General features: G+C 73.4%; 17 protein-coding genes. 5 read left to right on the forward strand and 12 right to left on the reverse strand.

Annotated elements, in window-relative coordinates; all coding sequences use genetic code 11:
* Positions 1–292 precede the first annotated feature (292 nt).
* Together AB0P03_RS32670 and AB0P03_RS32675 are read left to right on the forward strand one after the other, a co-directional pair.
* The gene (locus AB0P03_RS32670) at positions 293–1,114 is read left to right on the forward strand and encodes an ECF subfamily RNA polymerase sigma factor, BldN family (protein ID WP_363587803.1); all 822 of its coding nucleotides are present in this window, start codon (positions 293–295) and stop codon (positions 1,112–1,114) included.
* Positions 1,115–1,384: 270 nt separating this feature from the next.
* On the forward strand, positions 1,385–2,707 hold the full coding sequence (locus AB0P03_RS32675; RefSeq protein ID WP_363632227.1) for a DUF5667 domain-containing protein: 1,323 nt from the start codon (positions 1,385–1,387) through the stop codon (positions 2,705–2,707).
* Between the two features lie 103 nt (positions 2,708–2,810).
* On the opposite strand, the gene AB0P03_RS32680 is transcribed toward AB0P03_RS32675, so the two are convergent.
* The 5 genes from AB0P03_RS32680 to AB0P03_RS32700 form a co-directional block, all read right to left on the reverse strand.
* Positions 2,811–3,818 carry a lysophospholipid acyltransferase family protein gene (locus tag AB0P03_RS32680; RefSeq protein ID WP_363587769.1) on the reverse strand — a complete coding sequence of 336 codons (1,008 nt, stop codon included), beginning with the start codon at positions 3,816–3,818 and terminating at the stop codon, positions 2,811–2,813.
* A 7-nt stretch (positions 3,819–3,825) separates the two neighbouring features.
* On the reverse strand, positions 3,826–4,938 hold the full coding sequence (locus tag AB0P03_RS32685; protein WP_363618043.1) for an NAD-dependent epimerase/dehydratase family protein: 1,113 nt from the start codon (positions 4,936–4,938) through the stop codon (positions 3,826–3,828).
* Positions 4,939–5,084: 146 nt separating this feature from the next.
* Positions 5,085–5,183: an AURKAIP1/COX24 domain-containing protein gene (locus AB0P03_RS32690; RefSeq protein WP_003948845.1), complete on the reverse strand. Its 99-nt coding sequence runs from the start codon at positions 5,181–5,183 to the stop codon at positions 5,085–5,087.
* 189 nt (positions 5,184–5,372) lie between these two features.
* Positions 5,373–5,582, reverse strand: coding sequence for a helix-turn-helix domain-containing protein (locus tag AB0P03_RS32695; protein ID WP_063351305.1), 210 nt, complete (start codon positions 5,580–5,582; stop codon positions 5,373–5,375).
* A 226-nt stretch (positions 5,583–5,808) separates the two neighbouring features.
* The gene (locus AB0P03_RS32700; RefSeq protein WP_363587767.1) at positions 5,809–7,005 is read right to left on the reverse strand and encodes an acetoin utilization protein AcuC; all 1,197 of its coding nucleotides are present in this window, start codon (positions 7,003–7,005) and stop codon (positions 5,809–5,811) included.
* A gap of 120 nt (positions 7,006–7,125) precedes the next feature.
* Here AB0P03_RS32700 and AB0P03_RS32705 point away from each other — a divergent pair, with 120 nt between their 5' ends.
* Positions 7,126–7,641, forward strand: coding sequence for a hypothetical protein (locus AB0P03_RS32705; protein ID WP_363587765.1), 516 nt, complete (start codon positions 7,126–7,128; stop codon positions 7,639–7,641).
* Positions 7,642–7,681: 40 nt separating this feature from the next.
* On the opposite strand, the gene AB0P03_RS32710 is transcribed toward AB0P03_RS32705, so the two are convergent.
* The 3 genes from AB0P03_RS32710 to proC all read right to left on the reverse strand — a co-directional run bounded on the left by AB0P03_RS32710 (position 7,682) and on the right by proC (position 10,545).
* Positions 7,682–8,878 carry an MFS transporter gene (locus AB0P03_RS32710; RefSeq protein WP_363617805.1) on the reverse strand — a complete coding sequence of 399 codons (1,197 nt, stop codon included), beginning with the start codon at positions 8,876–8,878 and terminating at the stop codon, positions 7,682–7,684.
* A 166-nt stretch (positions 8,879–9,044) separates the two neighbouring features.
* Positions 9,045–9,695, reverse strand: coding sequence for an HAD family hydrolase (locus AB0P03_RS32715; RefSeq protein ID WP_363632228.1), 651 nt, complete (start codon positions 9,693–9,695; stop codon positions 9,045–9,047).
* A 22-nt stretch (positions 9,696–9,717) separates the two neighbouring features.
* On the reverse strand, positions 9,718–10,545 hold the full coding sequence (gene proC, locus AB0P03_RS32720; RefSeq protein ID WP_063348845.1) for a pyrroline-5-carboxylate reductase: 828 nt from the start codon (positions 10,543–10,545) through the stop codon (positions 9,718–9,720).
* 165 nt (positions 10,546–10,710) lie between these two features.
* On the opposite strand from proC, the gene AB0P03_RS32725 reads away from it, so the two are divergent.
* A complete protein-coding gene (locus AB0P03_RS32725; protein WP_159398487.1) occupies positions 10,711–11,160 on the forward strand; it encodes a hypothetical protein in 450 nt (149 codons plus the stop codon).
* A 132-nt stretch (positions 11,161–11,292) separates the two neighbouring features.
* Positions 11,293–12,657, forward strand: coding sequence for a hypothetical protein (locus AB0P03_RS32730; RefSeq protein WP_363587759.1), 1,365 nt, complete (start codon positions 11,293–11,295; stop codon positions 12,655–12,657).
* Between the two features lie 3 nt (positions 12,658–12,660).
* Here AB0P03_RS32730 and AB0P03_RS32735 read toward each other — a convergent pair whose 3' ends face one another.
* From AB0P03_RS32735 to AB0P03_RS32750, 4 genes are all read right to left on the reverse strand, one after another.
* Entirely contained in the window at positions 12,661–13,191 is a 531-nt protein-coding gene (locus AB0P03_RS32735) for a hypothetical protein (protein ID WP_363587757.1), read from the reverse strand.
* A gap of 71 nt (positions 13,192–13,262) precedes the next feature.
* On the reverse strand, positions 13,263–15,107 hold the full coding sequence (gene ilvD, locus AB0P03_RS32740; RefSeq protein WP_363632229.1) for a dihydroxy-acid dehydratase: 1,845 nt from the start codon (positions 15,105–15,107) through the stop codon (positions 13,263–13,265).
* A gap of 164 nt (positions 15,108–15,271) precedes the next feature.
* Positions 15,272–16,039 (reverse strand): class I SAM-dependent methyltransferase, encoded by a 768-nt coding sequence (locus AB0P03_RS32745; RefSeq protein WP_363632231.1) that lies wholly within the window; start codon positions 16,037–16,039, stop codon positions 15,272–15,274.
* Between the two features lie 46 nt (positions 16,040–16,085).
* Positions 16,086–16,913, reverse strand: coding sequence for a sugar phosphate isomerase/epimerase (locus AB0P03_RS32750; RefSeq protein ID WP_363587799.1), 828 nt, complete (start codon positions 16,911–16,913; stop codon positions 16,086–16,088).
* Positions 16,914–16,938 lie beyond the last annotated feature (25 nt).

A 16,938-nucleotide genomic window follows, 5' to 3' on the forward strand; every position in this document is an offset into this window, starting at 1 on the left:
CGAACGGTCACGTTGAGCCGGATGAACGATGACAGGTCCGGTCAGTGTCAGCCGAATATGCGCGATAAATGGATCCCAAACGACCACTTCGACCACACGGTGTAGCTGTCATTGCACAAAGCGTTATTCTCTCCTGGATGCACGTCACCCACGCGCCCCGCTCGAACGGGCGGCGCGGGAGTGCTCTCCGCGCAGGCGGAGGTGATCCGTCCACAGTTCTGCCTCTGGGAGTCCCGTGTACCCACCCGTCCGGAACGACGCGCCTGCACCCTCCCGCCCGTCGTCCGCGCCCCTGCGCCCCCGCACCGGCCTCCGCGGCCGCCCCGTCGCCGACCGGCAGATCTCCACCGGCCTGGACCTGCTGCGCAACCTGCTCCGCAGCCAGCTCGCCGCCTCGCCCCAACTCGTGCCCGCCGGAGCCCCGTTCGGACACCCGCACGGCTCCGGCCTGGCGCTGCGCACCACCGCCGCCGGCTCCACCGGCACCGGCTCGCGCGGCCGCACCGGCAGCACCGGCGTCGGCCGCGGCCGCGCCCGGACCGCGCCGAGCCCCGGCTACGAGACCGAGCACAACCCGATCATGGAGCTGGTCGAGCGGGCCCAGGCCGGCGAGAGCGAGGCCTTCGGCCGGCTCTACGACCACTACTCGGACACCGTCTACCGCTACATCTACTACCGGGTCGGCAGCCGGGCCACCGCCGAGGACCTCACCAGCGAGACGTTCCTGCGCGCGCTGCGCCGGATCGGCACCTTCACCTGGCAGGGCCGGGACTTCGGCGCCTGGCTGGTGACCATCGCCCGCAACCTGGTCGCCGACCACTTCAAGTCCAGCCGCTTCCGGCTGGAGGTGACCACCGGCGAGATGCTCGACTCCAACGAGTGCGAGCGCAGCCCGGAGGAGTCGGTGCTGGAGTCGCTCTCCAACGCCGCCCTGCTGGACGCGGTGCACCGGCTCAACCCGCAGCAGCAGGAGTGCGTGACGCTCCGCTTCCTCCAGGGGCTCTCGGTGGCCGAGACCGCGCGGATCATGGGCAAGAACGAGGGTGCCATCAAGACCCTCCAGTACCGCGCCGTCCGCACCCTGGCCCGACTGCTGCCGCCGGACGCCCGGTGAGGCCGCGGTGACCGGGGGCGGCATAGCCGGCGGGCGGCCCGACGGGCCGTCACCGTCCGCACCCGACCGACACGTCCGGGTGAACGGTCGATCCGATGATCAGCCGTGCGTAACCCACCGCCCGCACCACTCGTTGGCCAGCATGCAAGTCCCCACCAGGCGTACGGTCAAGCCGAATTGCGACCTGTCACCCGATGGAGTGGCTTTGGCCCGCCGAGGCAACCGTCCGGCAGGCCGGGGTGTCGACAACGACGAAGGGAGGTGTGGCCCGTGACGGCAAACGTGCTGGAGCACCGACGGGCGAAGGCCTTCGCCGAGGCGCTGGAGGCCCACCGGGCGGAGCAGCGCGGCGCAGCGGACGCCGAATCGGCGAACACCGCTGCCACCGGCGCCGGTCCGGTCGCGATGGCCCAACTGGTCGGCCTGACCGACGCACTGGGCGCGATGCCCGGACCGGCGCTGGACCCGGAGGTACGGACCGTCCAACGCGCCCAGCTGATGGCCGCGTTCGAGCAGGCCTTCGCCGGCGGACCGGGCGCCACGGTGCCCCGCCAACGCCGGCACCGGGCCATCCGGACGGCGCCGCGCGGCCGCTGGAGCCGCCGGTTCGCGATCGGCGGGCTGGTCGCCGGACTGGCCGTCGGCAGCCTCGCCGGCGCCGCCGCCGCCAGCTCCAACGCCCTCCCCGGGGACACGCTGTACGGCATGAAGCGCGGCCTCGAAGGGCTCAGGCTCGACCTGGCGGACACCGACTCCGAGCGCGGCGAACTGCTGCTCGACAACGCCGCCACCAGGCTAGGCGAGGCCAAGACCCTGGTCGGCCACCCCGGCCCGGCCACCGGGCTCAGCCCGGGCACCGTCGAACGGGTCCGCCGCGCGCTGGACGACATGCACGCCGACGCCATCAAGGGCCGCGAGCTGCTCCGCTCGGTCTACCGCAGCAACGGCTCGCTCGGCCCGATGCGCGCCCTGGCCGGCTTCGCCCAGGGCGAGGACGGCCGCTGGACCGAACTGGCGGGCCAGCTGCCCGTCCAGCTCACCCAGCAGGCCCACCTGGTCGACCAGCTCTTCGACGACATAAGCGAGGACGTCGCGCCCCTGCGCCTGGCCCAGCCCGCCGCCAAGAGCGGTGGCCCGGCCGGCACCGGAGCGGGCGGCGACACGGCCGGCCCGGCCACCGGCGGCGCCCCCGCCGACACCCCGGCGAACGGCTCCGGCCCCGCGCCCGGCGACGGCCCGGCCCAGGGCGGTGCCACCGGCGCGACCAGCGGCGGCAACAACCGCCCCGGCGGCACCGAGCGGGCCCCCGCCAGCACCGGCGCCAGCACGCCCGGCGGCACCGGCGCCAAGGGCGGCGGCCTGCCGAGCACCCTGCCCAGCAGCGCGCCGGACGCCGTCAACGGGCTCGTCGGGGACCTCACCAGCGGGCTCACCGGCGGCAGGACCTCGCCGAGCGCCGCCCCGGCCCCGCCGCAGGCACCGCAGCCGCCCTCCGGCACGCCCAGCGCCCCGGCCGCCGGCCAGCCGCAGGGCGTCGAGGTGCCCCCGCTGATCCCGGGCCTGCTGCCCGGGCTGCGGCTCCTCGGCGGCTGACCGGACGACGCGGGGCCCCGGCGATCCCTGGAGTTCCAGGGATCGCCGGGGCCCTCGGCCGTGCCTCGGAGGCCACGGGAGGCCCCCGAAGGTCGCGGGAAACCTAGAAGAACACCGACCGCCGCTGCACCAGCAGCTTGTAGAGCGTGTGCTGGATCGTCTCGCGCACCTCGTCGGCCAGGTCGAAGACCAGCATCGGGTCGTCCGCCGCCTCCGCCGGGTACCCATCGGTGGCGATCGGCTCCCCGAACCGGATGGTCCACTTGGTCGGCAGCGGCAGCACGCCCAGCGGCCCCAGCCACGGGAAGGTCGGCGTGATCGGCACGTACGGCAGGCCCAGCAGCCGGGCCAGCGTCTTCACGTTGCCGATCATCGGGTAGGTCTCCTCGGCGCCGACGATCGAGCACGGCACGATCGGCACCTTCGCGCGCAGCGCCGAGGAGACGAAGCCGCCGCGCCCGAAGCGCTGGAGCTTGTACCGCTCGGCGAACGGCTTGCCGATGCCCTTGAAGCCCTCCGGCCAGACCCCGACCACCTCGCCGCGCTCCAGCAGCGCCTGGGCGTCCTCGTTGCAGGCCAGCGTGTGGCCGGCCTTGCGGGCCAGCTCGTTGACGCCCGGCAGCACGAACACCAGGTCGGCGGCGAGCATCCGCAGGTGCCGGTGGTGCGGGTGGTGGTCGTGGATGGCGACCTGGGTCATCAGGGCGTCCAGCGGGATCGTCCCGGAGTGGTTGGCGACGATCAGCGCGCCGCCCTCGGCCGGGATGTTCTCGACTCCCTGGACCTCGATCCGGAAGTACTTCTCGGCCAGCGGGCGCAGCAGGGCGAGCAGCACCTCCTCGGTGAGCTCCCGGTCGAAGCCGAACTCGTCCACCTCGTAGTCGCCGGTGATCCGGCGGCGCAGGAAGGCCAGCCCGTCCGCGGCCCGGCCCTCCCAGCCCTTGCCGAACAGTCTGGTGGCCGCCGAACCGAGCTGCCCGGACAACGCCCCGCCGACGGCGTCGGCGAGCCGGTCGGCGGGCCCGGGGTCGTCGGGCGAGGTCCAGCTGGGGGCGGACTCGATCGGGATGACCCTGGCCTCGCCCGGCGCGTTCTCGGCTGCGGCACTCATCGCGGGTTCAGCTCCTGGGTCGGCGGGGGCGGTCGGTACGGACGGTGGGGACGCCGGCGGCCGGGGCCCGCACCGGGCCGAGCAGGGCGGCCAGCCGGTCGGTGACGGCGGCCAGCCGCTCGGGCGGCAGCAGGCCGGGCCCCTGCGCGGCGGCGAAGTCGGCGAAGGCCTCCGGGGTGGTGAACGCCGGGCGGTAGCCGAGCGTCTCGCGCAGTCGCGCGGTGTCCACCACCCGGCCGTGGGTGAGCAGCCGCAGCTGCTCCGGCGAGACGTCCAGCAGCCGGGTCTGCCGGGCCAGCCCGGCCATCCAGCTGACCGCGGGCAGCAGCAGCGGCACGGTCGGCCGGCCGAGCCGGCGGGCGCACTGGGAGAGCAGCAGGACGCCCTCCCCGGCCACGTTGAAGGTCCCGGTGTTGACGGTGCCCGGCTCGGCCTCGGCGGCGGCCCGGCAGAGCACCGCGACGGCGTCGTCCTCGTGCACGAACTGGAGCCGGGGGTCGTAGCCGAGGACGGTCGGCAGCACGGGCAGCGCGAAGTACTCGCTGAGCGGGGTGTCCGCGCCGGGGCCGACGATGTTGGCGAAGCGCAGGACCGTCACCGCGACGTCCGGGCGGCGCCGGGCGAAGCCGCGGACGTAGCCCTCGACCTCCGCCGCGTCCTTGGCGAAGCCGCCGCCGGGCGGGTTCTTCGGCTGGATCCGCTCGGTGAACACCGCCGGGTCGCGGGGCGCGGAGCCGTAGACGCCGGTGGTCGACTTCACCACCAACCGGCGCACCCCGGGCGCCTTCTGGCAGGCGCCGAGCAGTTGCATGGTGCCGATGACGTTGGACTCCTTCACCGCGGAGCGGTTGGTGGAGCCCAGGCCGGTGGCGCTGACGCTGAGGTGGACCACGGTGTCGACCCGGTGCTCGGCGATCACCCGGGAGACCGCCGGGCGGCGCAGGTCGAGCTGGTGGAAGCGGTACTCGGCGGCCGGTCCGTCCGGCTCCTCGACCGGCAGCCGGGGCGGCTGCACGTCCACGCCGACCACCAGGTCCACACCCGGACGACGGCGGACCTCGGCGGCGAAGCGGGCACCGAGATGGCGTGCCACGCCGGTGACGAGCACGACCACGCCCACGGTGTGCACCCCATTCCCTCGGCCCGAGCGGCCTGCGTGCACCGTACCGTGCCGCCCTGCCGGGCCGTGAAACGACACCGCCCGCCCAGGCCGAGGCCTGGGCGGGCGGTGGAAGCGCCGGGCGCGCTGAGCGCGGCCGGGGGCGCTTACTTCTTGTTGCGACGCTGAACGCGGGTCCTCTTCAGAAGCTTGCGGTGCTTCTTCTTGGCCATACGCTTGCGACGCTTCTTGATGACAGAGCCCACGGAACAACCCTCGCTCACTGAGACTCTCGCCCGTGAGAGACGGAGTCCATACGACTGACGGACGGCCTAGCCTACCGTCCACGGGCCCAGGGCCGTAATCGTGCTCCCGGTGACCGGGAAACTCGCGGGGAATCCCCGGCGAACGGGGGTGGGATCCGCAGCTGCGGCCCCACCCCCGCCCACCCGGAACTACGCGCTCTCAAGCCTCACGTAGGACTCCTTGAGGTACTCGTGCACCGCCTGCTGGGGCACCCGGAAGGACCGCCCGACCCTGATGGCCGGCAGCTCTCCGCTGTGCACCAACCGGTACACCGTCATCTTCGACACCCGCATGACCGAGGCAACCTCCGCCACGGTCAGGAAGACGACTTCCTGCAAGGGGCGTTCGCCGGAACTCATGACCATCACCCGACCCTTCACCCGTGTGCAAGGCACCGGCTTCCCCTCCGGTGACTCCACCGGCACACGTGTATCCCCAGAGTAGTTATGGGTGGTACCAGTGGGAAGAGGGGAGGTGCGGTCCTCGTACGGTGAGAGATAGGACTGTTGCAGTACGTAGTCACTCGGCGGAACGCGGGAGTGGGCGTACGCACGGCCCACCCGCACCTGGGCGGGGAGGCCGGCCTCAGGCCAGGAGGCCGAGGTGGGGGAACACCGCGCGGCGGCTGGCGAGGATGGCCTGATCGAGTCGGTCGGCCGGATCGTAACCCGCGTCGAAGTCGCGCCAGACCGGTCGGGCGCCGTCGGTCATCCGCAGCGGGGCGGGCCGGCGGGTGCGGCGGTAGACCTCGGCGCGCCAGGACTCGGGGGTCTCGGTGGCCGGGTCGACGGGCCGTCCGGCGGCGGTGGCGACCAGGTGGGTCCAGGTGCGCGGGACGACGTCCACGACGGCGTAGCCGCCCCCGCCGGTGGCGATCCAGCGGCCGCCGGTGAGCCGGTGGGCGAGGTCGTGCAGTTCCTCGGCGATCATCCGCTGGGCGTCCAGCGTGACGGCGAGGTGGGCGAGCGGGTCCTCCAGGTGGGTGTCGGCACCGTGCTGGGTGACCAGGACCTGCGGGCGGAAGGCGGTGAGCAGTTCGGGCACCACGGCGTGGAAGGCGCGCAGCCAGCCGGCGTCGCCGGTGCCGGCCGGCAGCGGCAGGTTGGCGGCGGAGCCGGGGGCGTCCGGGCCGCCGGTCTCGGTGGGCCAGCCGGTCTGCGGGAAGAGCGTGGCGGGGTGCTCGTGGAGCGAGATCGTGAGCACCCGGGGGTCGTTCCAGAAGGCCTGCTGGACGCCGTCGCCGTGGTGGACGTCCACGTCGACGTAGGCGACCCGCTCGGCGCCGAGTTCGAGCAGCCGGGCGACGGCCAGCGCCGGGTCGTTGTAGACGCAGAAGCCGGAGGCCTTGGCGGGCATCGCGTGGTGCAGCCCGCCGGCGAAGTTCACGGCGTGCGGGGTCTCCCCGCGCCAGACCGCCTCGGCGGCGGCCACGGACTGACCGGCGATCAGCGCGGAGGCCGAATGCACGGCGGGAAAGGACCAGTTGTCGTCGGTGCCGAGCCCGTGCCGGGGATCCGACTCGTCGGGGTGGGCGGCGGCGTATTTGACCGCCTCGACGTACTCCCGGGTGTGCACCAGCCGCAGGGTGGACTCGCCGGCGGGCGGTGCGGCCCGCACCGTCACCCCGGGCCCGGCGTCCAGTCCGAGGGCCTCGACCAGGCGCATGGTGAGCGCCAGCCGGGTCGGGTCCATCGGGTGGCCGGGGCCGAAGTCGTAGGCGGTGACGGCCTCGTCCCAGAAGAGGTGCAGGCCGCAGGGGGTGTCACGCTCGGCGTCGGGCATGGCCTCCACCGTAGCGGGTGGGGGTGGCCGGGCCTTGTCCAGGGCGCGCCGGGGGCGGGGCTCAGGGCCCCCGCGGAGGCCCTACAGACAAAACCTTCACGACTTCATATCCTCTCCGCCATGAAGCCATTCAGCGCGCAACGCCTTGGGGTAATTCTCGCTGCATTACTGGGACTTGGCCTGCTCTTTGCCGCCCAGCCGGCCTCCGCCGCGGTCAGCGGCAGCTCGTTCGCCGTCGACAAGAAGACGGCGGCGGCGGGCGACCAGCTGACCCTGACGCTCTCGCTCACCAACACCGAGACCACCGACATCTACTTCGCCTACGAGTTCATCCAGCCGATCTGGCCGGCCAACCAGGAGGCCGGCGCGTTCACGGTCACCGGGTGTTCCGGCGACTCCACCGACTGCGCCGTCAACGGGAACAACGCGAACTTCCACTTCCGGGCGCCGATCGCCCCGGGCGAGACCCGCACCGTCGCGGTCACCGTCCAGATCACCTCGGCCCCGACCTGGACCGGGCCGTACACCCTGAACTGGGCACCGTACGTCTACTACGAGTACTACCAGTCGGGTGGTGGCATCAAGGACCAGCTGTGGGCCAACGGCCTGCCCGAGCTGGCCACCGTGATCGGCTGACCTCCCTTCCCGCCCCCGCTCGCCCCCGCCCCCGCCCCCGTCACACCGTGGCGGGGGCGAGCGCCGGGGCCGGGGCGAAGCGCTCGGCCAGCGGCAGGACGGCGAGCACCAGCAGCATCGGGGCGAGCAGCGCCCAGCGGTACGAACTCGCGTCGGCGATCGTCCCGACCAGCGGCGAACCGATCAGGAAGCCCACGTAGTTGAAGAGGTTCAGCCGGGCCACCGCGGCGTCCGAGTCGGCCGGGAACAGCCGGCCCCCGGCCGCGAACACCTGCGGGATGATGGCGCAGATGCCGAAGCCGAGCACGGTGAACCCGGCGATCCCCACCCAGGCGGCGGGCGCGGCGGCGGCCAGCGCGAAGCCGAGCGCGGCCAGCCCGGCACCGGCCCGGACCACCGGGACGGCGCCCCAGCGCTGCACCGCGCGGTCGCCCAGCGCGCGGCCCAGCAGCATCGCGACCATGTAGCCGAGGTAGGACAGCTTGGCGACGTCCGCGGCGCTGCCCAGGCCGTCGGTGAGGTACTTGACGCTGTAGTTGGAGACCGAGGCGTCCGCGATGTACGCGAAGGCCATCGCCAGGCACAGCGGCAGCAGCGGCCGCCAGGGGATGGACCGCGCGGCGGCCTCGGCGGCCTCCCGGACGGCGTCCCCGAGTTCGGCCGGTCCGGCGAATCGGGTGCCGGTCAGCAGGGCCAGCGGGGCGATCACCGCCGCGACCGTGCCGAACAGCACCGGCAGGCCGAGCCCGTAGTGCGAGCCGAGGCCGGCGAGGGCCGCCCCGAGGATGCCGCCGAGGCTGAACGCGGCGTGGAAGCCGATCATGATCGAGCGGCCGTAGCGGTGTTGCAGGCCCACCCCCAGCATGTTCATGCTCGCGTCGAGCGCGCCCACCAGCAGGCCGAACGCCCCGAGCGCGACGGCGAGTTGCCAGAGCGTGTCGCCGAGGCCGGCGCCCGCGAGGCTGAGGCAGACCAGCGGCTGGACGACCCGCAGCACGGCCCGCGCGCCGGTGCGCTTCACCAGCTGTTCGGAGGTGATCGAGCCGACCCCGGCGAGGATCGGCACCGCGGCCAGGAACAGCGGCAGCAGCGCGTCGCTCAGCCCGTACCGGTGCTGGATCTCCGGAATGCAGGTGACCAGCAGCGCGAAGGTGGTGCCCTGGAGCAGGAAGCTGACGGCGAGCGCGGCCCGCCCGGCGCGCAGGCCGGGCGGGATCGCGGGTGACGCGGCACTCATGGCGAACCTCGCTACTGGCCGGTACGACGATGTTGGCGAGAGCGTAGGCGGTGGACCGCGATTGCGGGAGGGGTCGCGCAGGGACTTTCCGCAGCCGGACGGAAGGGCCGGGCGGAACCGGTCGGAGCAGGGCGGGTCGGAGCAGGGCGGGTCAGAGCAGGGCGGGTCAGAGCAGGGCGGTGACCTCGGAGAGGTCGGCGATCAGCCCGGTGGCCCCGGCGGCGGTCAGCTTCGCCGGGTCGGTGAGCGCGGTGTAGCCGTACACGTCCATGCCCGCGGCCCGGGCCGCCAGCACGCCGTTGGGGCTGTCCTCGACGACCAGGCAGCGGGCCGGGTCGACGCCGAGGGTGCGGGCGGCGTGCAGGAAGAGGTCCGGCGCGGGCTTGCCCACGCCGACGTCCTGGGCGCTGAAGATCCGCTCCTCGGCGACGTACCCGCGCAGGCCGGTGACGTCCAGCGCGGTGCGGATCCACACGTGGTGCGCCGAGGAGGCCAGGCAGTAGGGGACGGAGCGCTGCCGCAGTTCCTTCAGCAGCTGCTCCGCACCCCGGACGGCCGTCAGCTCGGTGCCGAACGCGTCGAAGACCCGGCCGTGGAACAGCTCGTCGAAGCCCTCCGGCAGCGTCGCGGCGTCGTACCGCTCGGCGATCACGTCGTGGATGCGGTGGGCGGCGCAGCCCATGAAGTCCCGGTAGGAGTCCTCGACCGTGGTCGGGTAGCCGAGTTCGGTCAGGTACGCGGCCAGCACCCGGTTGGAGAGCGGCTCGCTGTCCACCAGGACACCGTCGTTGTCGAAGATCACCAGGTCGTAGGCCATGCCGTCGAGCCTACCCAGCCGGCTACTTCCCCCCGGAGGCGAGCTCCCGGGAGCGGTCCCGCGCCGCCTCCAGGGCGCCCAGCAGCGCGGCCCGCACCCCGTGGTTCTCCAGCTCGCGGATGGCCGCGATGGTGGTGCCGGCCGGGGAGGTGACGGCCTCGCGCAGTTTCACCGGGTGCTCGCCGGAGTCGCGCAGCATCACCGAGGCGCCGATCGCGGACTGCACGATCAGGTCGTGCGCCACCTGCCGGGGCAGGCCGAGCAGGATGCCCGCGTCCGTCATCGCCTCGACCAGGAAGTAGAAGTAGGCCGGGCCGGAGCCGGAGAGCGCGGTGGCCGCGTCCTGCTGGGCCTCGGGCAGCCGCAGCGCCTTGCCGACCGAGCTGAAGATCTCCTCGGCCCGCTCCAGGTGCTCCTCGGTGGCGTGCGAGCCGCCGGAGATGACGCTCATCCCCTCGTCCACCAGGACCGGCGTGTTGGGCATCACCCGGACCACCGGGGTGCCGGCCGCCAGCCGCTCCTCGAACCAGGCGGTGGGGATGCCGGCCGCGGCCGAGATCACCAGCCGGTCCGCGCCGACGTGCGGGGCCAGCTCCTCCAGCAGGGTGCCCATGTCCTGCGGCTTGACGGCGAGGATCAGGGTGTCGGCGAGTTTGGCGGCCTCGGCGTTGGAGGCGGCCACCACGCCGTAGCGGGCGGCGAGTTCGGCGGCGCGCTCGGGGCGGCGGGCGGTCACCAGGACGTCCGCCGGGTCCTTGCCGGCCCGCAGCAGGCCGGAGAGCAGGGCCTCGCCGATCTTGCCCGTGCCCAGGAAGGCGATCTTCTGTCCGTGTGCTGCGCTGGCGCCCATGGCCGCTCCTTACCTCGGTACTGCGGCCATCCTCGCACCGCACGGGGGCACCCGCAGGGACCGTCCAGCCCGTGGTCGGCGACGGGTTGCCCCACCTCGTCCCTAGGGAGAATCTCGGGGGTTTCCCCTATGGCCTCCGGCGCCGCACGGGAGCACCGTGGAGTCATGGCACACGACGAAATGTCCCGACGTGAGAACCGGCAACTCGCCGTCGCCTCGGCGACCGTGGGACCGTGGCGGACGGCCGCGGGGGTCGGTGCGGTGGTGGGTGCGACCGCCCTGGGGATCGACGCGATCTCCGGGCACTGGTCCCTGGGCATGCTGGCCGGGCCGGCCGGCTGGGCCCTGTTCTTCTTCTTCCTGGTCGGCACCGTCGGCGGGCAGCTGCGCCGCGACACCTCCGAACGGCGGCTGCGCCGCTGGGCGAACGACCACCCGTGGCAGTCGGCCCTCCCGGCGGCCGGCGGGCTGCTGGTGCTGGACATGCTGGCGCAACTGCTGCTCGGGGACGCGGGCCTGTTCGGCGCGTTCTTCCTGGCGCTGCTGCCGGCCGGCATCCTGCTGGCCGTCGCCGGGATCGTGGGATCGGTGAAGCAGGCCCGCACCAAGGACTGACGCCCCCGCAGAGCGCGCCGGAAACGGCCGGAACGGAACAGACCGGGACGGATCACCGCGCCCGCACACGAGTTCACCACAAGGTGTGCCCCCGATCGACGAATCGTCACACCCCGTCGGCATACTGGCGCGATGCCGACAGCCGAAGATCCACAACCGCGCCCCGCCGAGGGCCGCGAGCCGGGCGGGTCCGACCCGTCCGGAGCGGGCGGGAAGGACCCGTTCGCAGACCTCGTCCTGGACGAGGAGTTCGTCAAGGGGGCCGCCGTCACCGAGCAGTCCGGGCGCACCCGGATGCTGGCCGCCCGGTGGAAGCACACCCCGCCGGTCGACCCGGGCGGCCGCCGCTCGGTCGACGACGGCCCGGCCAAGGCCGGCCGCCGGTTCGGCCGCACGCCGAAGCCCCCGGTGACCGACCCGTGGGGCAACCCGCGCCCGCGCCGCCGCCGGCTGGACTGGCGCGCGCCGCTGTACGTCGTGCTGACCATCGCGGTGCTGCTCGCGGCCCTGAACCTCGACGGGCTGCGCAGCTGGTACTCCGACCACTACGGCGGCGACTCCTCGACGGCCCACGCCCCCGCGCCCACCGTCGCCCCGGAGACGGCCAAGCCGACCGCCGCACCGCCGAAGGTCGACGAGCAGCAGCCGACCGTGGACCACCCGTGGGCCGGTTCCATCGCCGAGGGCTGGCCGAACGGCGCCGAGGCCTTCGTCCTGCCCGACGCCCGGGCCACCGGCGTGTTCTCCGCCGAACAGGTGGGCGCCCAGCTGCAGTTGGTCAAGGACTACCTGACCGCCGCCAACCTGGACCCGCAGGTGATCGCGGGCGGCCGGCCGGAAGCCGCCCTGGCGCTGCTGGACCGGGAGGACCGGGACCGCGCGATCAACGCGCTGGCGAAACCCTCCAAGGACACCGACCCGACCACCTGGTTCAGCCGCTTCGACCAGCGCGAGGCCGTCCAGGTGGGCGACGCGGTCAAGGTGCAGGGCCGGATCACCTTCGAGGGCGACGGGGACAAGGGCCTCCTCGTCCACGCCGACTTCAGCTACGTGTACGCGATGCGCCCCGGCCCGGACGCCACCAAGCGCGCCGCGTCACCCCAGCCGCCGACGGGCGGACAACCGCCGACGAAGCCGGCCGCGCCGAAGGACGGCACGGCCAAGCCGGTGGGTCTGCTGGTGCCAGCGGCCGACGTGACCGGGGACACCTGGACCACGCGCACGATCGTGCGCCGGGTCGAGAACTTCCGCTTCTACGACCCGGCCCGCTACCGGACCAACCCGAAGAAGCTCGTGTTCGGCGAGGGCGGCGGTTCGGAGTCCGCCAACTCGTCCTGCGACGTCTACGACGGCTACTACCACCCGCAGTTCGACCAGTTCGCGGCGCAGTCGCCGGACGCCCCGGGCAGCCGTCCGACCGGCCCCACCACGGACCCGTACGACCGCCGCAAGGACCTGTCGACCGCCGACGAGTGCGGCGCGGCCAGCCGCCTCTGAGGCTCAGCCCCGGCGCTTGCCCCGGCCCGGCGCCTTGGCGCCGGGCCGGCCGCTGCGGCCCGCCTGGCGCTTCTCGTACTGGGCGACGGCCCGCTCGTACGAGGAGCGCCTGACCGCCTCACCGGGGGCCTCGACCAGGCTGCGGGCGAAGTAGGCGGCCAGGCTGCCGGCGCCGCCGATAAGCCAGACCGCGCCGAGCGACTTGTCCTCGGCCATCCAGCCGCTCAACTGGTCCTTGCCCTCGGTGAGGACCTTCCAGGTGCGCATGACGCACATCATCGAGCAGACCGCGATCGCGGCCGTCAGCAGCCCGTTCAGGAAGCCGCCGCCGTCGGAGAGGGCGACGCCCTCGACGCCGAAGCGCAGCAGCAGGACGGCGGCGGCGGTCGTGACCAGCGCGCCGGCCGACACGGCGACGCGGCGCAGCCAGTAGCCGTTGTCCCGGTTCACCCAGCTGGTGCCGAACCAGCGGATCGGCTCCGGCTCGGGGGCGCCGGCGGGCTTGGGTGCGGGGGTGGGGGGCTGCTCGCTCACGGGGTCGATTATCACCCAACGCGCGAGGAGCCGCCCCGGCCTGCGGGACGGCTCCTGCGGTGCTGCGGGACTCAGCCGAGCTTGGTGACGTCGCGGACGGCGCCCTTGTCGGCGGAGGTGGCCATCGCGGCGTACGCGCGCAGGGCCTGGCTGACCTGGCGGTCGCGGTTCTTCGGGCGGTAGCCGCCCGCGGCCTCCAGGGCGCGGCGGCGCTCGGCCAGGACCTCGTCGGGCACCTCCAGGGAGATGCTCCGGCCCGGGATGTCGATGGCGATGGTGTCGCCGTCCTCGACCAGGGCGATGGTGCCGCCGGAGGCGGCCTCCGGGGAGGCGTGGCCGATGGACAGGCCGGAGGTGCCGCCGGAGAAGCGGCCGTCGGTGACCAGCGCGCAGGCCTTGCCGAGGCCGCGGCCCTTGAGGAAGGACGTCGGGTAGAGCATCTCCTGCATGCCCGGGCCGCCCTTGGGGCCCTCGTAGCGGATGACGACGACGTCGCCCTCCTTGACCCGCTTGGCGAGGATCGCCTCGACGGCGTCGTCCTGGGACTCGACGACCACGGCCGGGCCGCTGAAGGTCCAGATCGACTCGTCGACGCCGGCGGTCTTCACGATGCAGCCGTCCTCGGCGAGGTTGCCGTGCAGGACGGCGAGGCCGCCCTCGATCGAGTAGGCGTGCTCGACGCTGCGGATGCAGCCCCCGGCGGCGTCGGTGTCCAGCGACTCCCAGCGCTCCGACTGGGAGAAGGCCTCGGCGGAGCGGACGCAGCCGGGGGCGGCGTGCCACAGTTCGACGGCCTCGGCGGAGGGCGAACCGCCGCGCACGTCCCAGGTCTTGAGCCACTCGGCGAGCGAGTCGGAGTGGACGGTGTGGACGTCCTCGTTGAGCATTCCGCCGCGGTACAGCTCGCCGAGGATGGCGGGGATGCCGCCGGCCCGGTGCACGTCCTCCATGTAGTACGAGCCGTTGGGCGCGACCTTGGACAGGCAGGGGACCCGGCGGGAGACGGCGTCGATGGCCCGCAGGTCGAAGTCCAGCTCGGCCTCCTGGGCGGCGGCGAGCAGGTGCAGGATGGTGTTGGTCGAGCCGCCCATGGCGATGTCCAGGGCCATGGCGTTCTCGAAGGCGGCGCGGGTGGCGATCGCGCGGGGCAGCACCGAGGCGTCGTCCTGGCCGTAGTGGCGGTCGGCGATCTCGACGACCGTCCGCCCGGCCCGCTCGTACAGGGCCTTGCGGGCGGTGTGGGTGGCGAGGACGGAGCCGTTGCCGGGCAGCGAGAGGCCGATGGCCTCGGTGAGGCAGTTCATCGAGTTGGCGGTGAACATGCCGGAGCACGAGCCGCAGGTGGGGCAGGCGTTCTCCTCGATGATCGCGATGTCCTCGTCGGAGACGTTCTCGTTGGCCGCCTGGGAGATCGCGTCGATCAGGTCGAGCCTGCGCACGGTGCCGTCGACGAGGGTGGCCTTGCCGGCCTCCATCGGGCCGCCGGAGACGAAGACGGTCGGGATGTTCAGGCGCAGCGCGGCCATCAGCATGCCCGGGGTGATCTTGTCGCAGTTGGAGATGCAGATCAGCGCGTCGGCGCAGTGCGCGTTGACCATGTACTCGACCGAGTCGGCGATCAGGTCGCGCGAGGGCAGCGAGTAGAGCATGCCGCCGTGGCCCATCGCGATGCCGTCGTCCACGGCGATGGTGTTGAACTCGCGCGGGATGCCGCCCGCCTGCTTGATCGCCTCGGAGACGATCCGGCCGACCGGCTGGAGGTGGGTGTGGCCCGGGACGAACTCGGTGAAGGAGTTGGCGACCGCGATGATCGGCTTGCCGAAGTCCTCGCGGGCTACGCCGGCGGCCCGGAGAAGCGCCCGGGCGCCTGCCATGTTGCGACCGTGGGTGACCGTACGGGACTTCAGCTCGGGCACTGTGCTCCACTCCTTCGGGGCTCTCGCCGGCGCCCCGCCGGTAGGAGGATGCGGGGGCCGCTGTGGCTACCGAGCCTACGCCCGCCGTCCAGGCGGCGGACGGTCCGTCCGCGATGCGGTCACGCGGGCGGGCCGTCCGGGCGCGGGTCAGGCCGAGGTGCAGGTCAGGCCGGGGTGATCCCCACCGCCAGTTCCAGGACGTAGGGCTCGACCACCCGGCCGTCCGGGAACTCGGCGATCATCGCCTGCCGCTCGACGGCCAGCACCGGTTCGCGCTCGGCGGGGGAGAGCGCGGCCATGAACGAGCGGGAGACCAGGTCGTCGAGCACGTGGTCGACGGTGATCCGCCGCTCCCAGCGCAGCACCGCGCGTTCGACCCTCAGCCCGGCCGGGGCCAGCAGGGCGGTGAACTCGGCGATCCGGCCGTAGCCGTGGTAGTTGGGCAGCGCGGCGCTCAGCCGCTCCACCCGGGCCCGGACCCAGGGCACGGTCTCGTCGTGCACGTTCCACCAGACGGCGAGGGCGCCGCCGGGCCGCAGCACCCGGATCGCCTCGGGGATGGCCCGTTCGGTGCGGGTCCAGTGGAAGGACTGGGCGTAGCTGATCAGATCCGCGGAGTCGTCGTGGAACGGCAGTTCGTCACCGCCGGCCCTGACCAGCGGCAGGCCCGCCGAGGAGGCCAGGAACTGGGCGGCCATGCCCGCGTTGGGCTCCACCGCGACGACGTCGGCGCCGCGCGCGGCCAGCAGCCGGGTGGCGATGCCGGTGCCGGCGCCGACGTCCAGCACCCGGGCCCCCTTGAGGCTGCGACCGGACAACCGCTCCAGCGCCTCGAACAGCCCGTCCGGGTAGCCGGGGCGGGCCCGGTCGTACTCGGCGGCGACCCCGCCGAAGCTCTCGGCGATCTCCCGGAAGTCCTGTTGATCCGTCATCTCTCCCCTTACGCAAGGAAGTTCGCACCCAGCCGGGCGCGGCTCCTCAGCGTACGCGCGAGGGGGTGGCCAGGTGCAAGCGGGTGAAGGCGAGCGCCTCGGCCAGGTCGGCCTCGCGTTCGGCGGGGGACGCGGAGCGGCGGGTGTTGACCTCCAGCACCACGTGGCCGTCGAAACCGGTACGGGCCAGGTGCTCCAGCAGTTCGGCGCAGGGCTGCTTGCCGCGGCCCGGGATCAGGTGCTCGTCCTTGCCGGAGCCGCTGCCGTCGGCGAGGTGGATGTGGGCGAGCCGGTCGCCCATCCGCTCGACCATGGCGAACGCGTCGATCCGGGAGGTGGCGACGTGCGAGAGGTCGATGGTGAAGTGCCGGTACTCCTCGTCGGTGACGTCCCAGCCCGGGGCGTAGGCCAGCACCTCGCGGTCGCGGTAGCGCCACGGGTACATGTTCTCCACCGCGAAGCGGACGTCGGTCTCGCCCGCCATCCGGTTGATGCCCGTCACGAAGTCCCGGGCGTACTGGCGCTGCCAGCGGAACGGCGGGTGGACCACGACGGCGCTCGCACCGAGCTTCTCGGCCGCCGCCCGGGCCCGGACCAGCTTGGTCCACGGGTCGGTGGTCCACACCCGCTGGGTGATCAGCAGGCACGGCGCGTGCACGGCCAGGATCGGCAGTTGGTGGGCGTCGGAGAGACGGCGCAGGGCCTCGATGTCCTGGCTGACCGGGTCGTTCCAGACCATCACCTCGACCCCGTCGTAGCCGAGCTTGGCGGCCAGCTCGAAGGCGACGGCGGTGCCCGCCGGGTACACCGACGCGGTGGACAGGACCACCTTGGTGTCGGGAATGTGCAGGGCCGGGTGCGAGGGCAGCACCAGCCGGTCGGTGGTGCGCAGCAGCGGC

Origin of the sequence: Kitasatospora sp. NPDC088779 (assembly GCF_040685395.1) — a bacterium.
Taxonomy (GTDB): Bacteria; Actinomycetota; Actinomycetes; order Streptomycetales; family Streptomycetaceae; genus Kitasatospora.

Excerpts from the sequence above, each read along its gene's own strand:
- AB0P03_RS32715 (WP_363632228.1), bottom strand. The coding sequence starts at position 9,695 with ATGGCCTACGACCTGGTGATCTTCGACAACGACGGTGTCCTGGTGGAC.
- AB0P03_RS32725 (WP_159398487.1), top strand. The coding sequence starts at position 10,711 with ATGGCACACGACGAAATGTCCCGACGTGAGAACCGGCAACTCGCCGTC.
- AB0P03_RS32745 (WP_363632231.1), bottom strand. The coding sequence starts at position 16,039 with ATGACGGATCAACAGGACTTCCGGGAGATCGCCGAGAGCTTCGGCGGG.
- AB0P03_RS32700 (WP_363587767.1), bottom strand. The coding sequence starts at position 7,005 with ATGCCCGACGCCGAGCGTGACACCCCCTGCGGCCTGCACCTCTTCTGG.
- AB0P03_RS32695 (WP_063351305.1), bottom strand. The coding sequence starts at position 5,582 with ATGAGTTCCGGCGAACGCCCCTTGCAGGAAGTCGTCTTCCTGACCGTG.
- AB0P03_RS32710 (WP_363617805.1), bottom strand. The coding sequence starts at position 8,878 with ATGAGTGCCGCGTCACCCGCGATCCCGCCCGGCCTGCGCGCCGGGCGG.
- proC (WP_063348845.1), bottom strand. The coding sequence starts at position 10,545 with ATGGGCGCCAGCGCAGCACACGGACAGAAGATCGCCTTCCTGGGCACG.
- AB0P03_RS32680 (WP_363587769.1), bottom strand. The coding sequence starts at position 3,818 with ATGAGTGCCGCAGCCGAGAACGCGCCGGGCGAGGCCAGGGTCATCCCG.
- AB0P03_RS32730 (WP_363587759.1), top strand. The coding sequence starts at position 11,293 with ATGCCGACAGCCGAAGATCCACAACCGCGCCCCGCCGAGGGCCGCGAG.
- AB0P03_RS32705 (WP_363587765.1), top strand. The coding sequence starts at position 7,126 with ATGAAGCCATTCAGCGCGCAACGCCTTGGGGTAATTCTCGCTGCATTA.